At 32.2% G+C, this 3,503-nt stretch carries 4 protein-coding genes and 2 pseudogenes; 5 read left to right on the top strand and 1 reads right to left on the bottom strand.

What is annotated here, in order from left to right:
• The 5 genes and pseudogenes from HMPREF1551_RS13820 to HMPREF1551_RS03310 form a co-directional block, all read left to right on the top strand.
• Positions 1–365 (top strand): annotated as a pseudogene (locus tag HMPREF1551_RS13820) (hypothetical protein); the annotation flags it as partial.
• Between the two features lie 2 nt (positions 366–367).
• On the top strand, positions 368–1,270 hold the full coding sequence (locus HMPREF1551_RS03320; RefSeq protein ID WP_021627616.1) for a hypothetical protein: 903 nt from the start codon (positions 368–370) through the stop codon (positions 1,268–1,270).
• The gene (locus HMPREF1551_RS14135; RefSeq protein ID WP_021627615.1) at positions 1,245–1,694 is read left to right on the top strand and encodes a hypothetical protein; all 450 of its coding nucleotides are present in this window, start codon (positions 1,245–1,247) and stop codon (positions 1,692–1,694) included. Before HMPREF1551_RS03320 ends, HMPREF1551_RS14135 begins: the two co-directional genes overlap by 26 nt.
• On the top strand, positions 1,691–2,125 hold the full coding sequence (locus HMPREF1551_RS03315; protein ID WP_021627614.1) for a hypothetical protein: 435 nt from the start codon (positions 1,691–1,693) through the stop codon (positions 2,123–2,125). Before HMPREF1551_RS14135 ends, HMPREF1551_RS03315 begins: the two co-directional genes overlap by 4 nt.
• Before the next feature lie 14 nt (positions 2,126–2,139).
• On the top strand, positions 2,140–3,075 hold the full coding sequence (locus HMPREF1551_RS03310; protein ID WP_034544229.1) for a hypothetical protein: 936 nt from the start codon (positions 2,140–2,142) through the stop codon (positions 3,073–3,075).
• Between the two features lie 6 nt (positions 3,076–3,081).
• Here HMPREF1551_RS03310 and HMPREF1551_RS03305 read toward each other — a convergent pair.
• Positions 3,082–3,503, bottom strand: a pseudogene (locus tag HMPREF1551_RS03305) (conjugal transfer protein TraG); the annotation flags it as partial.

The raw sequence follows: 3,503 nt of genomic DNA, 5'->3' as shown, positions 1-3,503 counted from the left end.
AGAATGGCAATGTGATTAAGTTAGATACTCAAGGGAAAAATATTGAGATTTCTGCTCCTGAGACAATTAATATCACTGCTAAGAACATCAACTTAAAGGCAAGTGATAGCATTGATTTAGATGCTAATGTAAATATCACAGAAACAGCTGGAAAGGCTAAGAAAACGGATGTTTGTGGAGATATGTTTGTATATGTGAATGGTGCTTTAACTGAGGTGATTGAGGGAGATTTGCATAGTGAAACAAAAAATGTGAGAACAGAAAACAGCACAGGAGGTATGGTCGTAAATTCTGAAGGTGCTATAGAAAACCACTCGCAGCAAAAAGTTCGTATAAATGGTGGTGAAAATACAAGAATGTCATAATTATGAGTAGAACAAGAATTGTAGGAGGAGTATATACTAAAATCACAGGAGGTGATTATAAGATGTATACAGAGGGTGATACTATTATCACAGCTGCTGGTAAAAATGATTTTGTCAATGCTGAGAAGGTCATTATTGGGACTAATCCTGAGAAAATGGATTTTAGAGGAAAAGGAGGCACTCTTCTTATTACAAAAGTAGAGAGCGAACCTAAAGGAGATGTATCACCTAATCAGAAGGTAACTTATAAAGTTACGCAATATAATTTCTCTGAAAAAGTAACTGAAGCTGATAAGAATCGTATACAATGGGCTATTAAAATTGATGATAAACAAGAGGTTTTAAAAGAAAAAGGCGAAAAACTAGTGTTAACTATAAAAGAAGAATGGGCAGGAAAAGAAATTAGTGTAATGCCTTATCTTAAAGAGCCTGTAGAGAAAATTAGTGTGAAAACAAAAATAATAAGAGAAGAAGTTTTAATAATTATAGGAACAGAAAATAAGAAGAAAGAATTAATATTTCCCGCTATGGGGATAAGAAAATTACGTACTAAATTTGCTAAATATCCTTTTGTACGCTTTATTATATTTACTGGAAGTTATACAGAAGATCAATTATCAAAGATAGAACTTTCAGCTATTTATCATAATAAAAGAGTAGAATGTCAAAGGGTCAATACTATTGATGATGTTATAAATATCATAAACTCAGGAGATATTAGTAATAAAAAAGATAAAAGTATCAGAAAGGTAAAAAGTATTTTTATATATTCTCATGGGTATGTATATGAAAAAAATAATGAACATGAAGGTGTGATAGCTTTTGATTATGACAATAAGATAAATGAACAAAAATTAGATAAATCTTCTTTTTCTAAAATTGATAATAATATTTTTTTTAGATAATAACAGAACAGAATTGTATTCATATGCTTGTAGAACAGGAATTGGAGTTTCATCAACTACGGGAATAACTGACCCTAAGAAAAATAATAGCTTAGCTCAACATATGGCAAATATAGGAAAAATAACAGTTTTTGCATATATGAGAAAAACAGATTACAAAAATACTTGGGGAACAATAGCACATAGAAGAACATACGAATCTGATCATGATAGTGGAGAAAATATATGGGAAAATTTTAAATCAGATTTATATGATATGCTACCAGATCCTGATGATATGAAAGAATTTTCTAAATATAGAGCACATCAAGAGATAATTGATGGAGCAGTATGGAATATTAATGGCGCTTACATTGATGTTAAACCAGGTACGACCCCAGATTCTGTTCCTGATACATTCTATAAATATACTCCAAAGAAATGAAAAATATAAAGAGAAGTTTTAAAATAGCTATACTATCTATTTTTGTAGGAAGTATACAAATGGTAATATTCCTTCCTGATGGTTCCTATTGTGATGACTTAAGTAATGATGTCATTTCAGGGATATTTAGATTTATGCCAATTCAATTTATAATTATGTTTTTTAATAGTTATATTTTTAAGTCTTATGATAAATATACATCATTATTTGTTTTATTATTTTTTTGGCTTTATATCAATAAAATAGAATTTACAAATAGAGAAGCTTGTTGGTCAACTTTTTCAGAAAGAGAGATTGAAGAATACGTAATAGATCATTCAATTTTTCCTTGTTCTATATCTTTATTTCTTTTTTTTTGTATATATTGGATTATGAAAAAAAAGAATATGGATTCTAATCTATTAAATACAAAAGTCCATCATAATCATTAAAATTATATTGTAATATGAGAAATATTATATACCTATTTTCTATTCTATCTGTTAGTTGCCAACAATTTACAGGATATTCATCTAACAGTCCTAATATTGATACACTCAGTACTAAAAACTACACTTCTGATACAGGAAATCACTTCCGTGTGGAAGAAGATACTATATTGTACTACAACGGGAAGCAGTTCCTTTTAACAAACTCAATACAGGAGTTGATAGGAATCATCAATGTACCTTATAGAAAAGAAGAAATGATTGAAAACACCTCTATTTCAAAGCGTTGGTATTGGAAAAAAGGAGCTCTGGCTTATTGGTATAGTGAAGATGATGGTGGTATTCGTTTTTTCAAGAGTAAAGAAGACTACGAGAATGTAGATATAAGCGCCACCGAATACTCCTCAGAAAAAGAGATGATAAGAGCACAAGGAATGTATGATAGCTTGTATGTGAAGGAATACCCAGAGAAAGTGCTATCTACTTTTTATATATGGGATGAATTAGGCTTTAATATTTCTACACGAGGTACAAGCGATACTATTGCAAGAATTTGTATATTCCCTCTACCTATGCGAGCCATAAGGAGTCCTTTTAGCAAAAATAAACCTAATAGCCAGCCAAAAGCCATAGCAGCAGAGAAAAAGGACTATGAAGATTACACAAGAAGTCTTCCCAAAGGTGCTTTTAAAGGAAAAATCACTTATAATGGAAATACTTGTGATTTCTCACAACTAAAAGCAACTGATTGGGATAAAATGGTAAAACAATTGGGGCTTGAAGGTGCATACTATGATGACCCTGGTGATTCAAAACAATGGAGTAGGAGGAATAGATCTTACGAAGTTCATATTACCTTTAATCGTATGACTAATGAAGGATCTATCGATTACCGCTCTCCTGATGAGGTTGGTAGTATAGATTTTGTGGAGAAAATCATTATATCTAAGTAACAGTATTTATCCCTCCTTCTCCACCAAATACCTCAGCTCAGGATCGTTGGCGATGCGTTCTTTTTCGCGTTCAATGATTTCAACGACATCTAACTTTATTTGACGGTAATTGGCTTCTACCTGTTCTTTGGTAGTGTCGTTGCCGTTGGCATCGGTAAAGGATAGGACTTCAGGGATTTTCTGGTAGGCTTTGGTCTCAGCAGCTACTTTCTTGTTATCTACTATAATCTGAGCGTGGAATATCTTCTGCTCAATACGCTCGTCAAAGTTGTCAGAGACTGCCCCAACGAACATCCCTTGAGTAAGATTGGATATTTTGCTGGCAGGAATTAAACTATCCAATTGTGTAGATATGGAGGTAGAGGTGTCATTGCGGTTAATCGTGGTAGATTGCCTTTTCTGCAATACCTTTCCAAAACGTTCAGAAA

This window comes from Capnocytophaga sp. oral taxon 863 str. F0517 (assembly GCF_000466425.1).
Taxonomy (GTDB): Bacteria; Bacteroidota; Bacteroidia; order Flavobacteriales; family Flavobacteriaceae; genus Capnocytophaga.
Note: the sequence above shows the minus strand (reverse complement) of the source record. Positions and strands in the feature narration are given on the sequence as shown.

Coding starts and splice junctions, on each gene's coding strand:
- HMPREF1551_RS03315 (WP_021627614.1), top strand. CDS start 1,691: ATGAAAAATATAAAGAGAAGTTTTAAAATAGCTATACTATCTATTTTT.
- HMPREF1551_RS03320 (WP_021627616.1), top strand. CDS start 368: ATGAGTAGAACAAGAATTGTAGGAGGAGTATATACTAAAATCACAGGA.
- HMPREF1551_RS03310 (WP_034544229.1), top strand. CDS start 2,140: ATGAGAAATATTATATACCTATTTTCTATTCTATCTGTTAGTTGCCAA.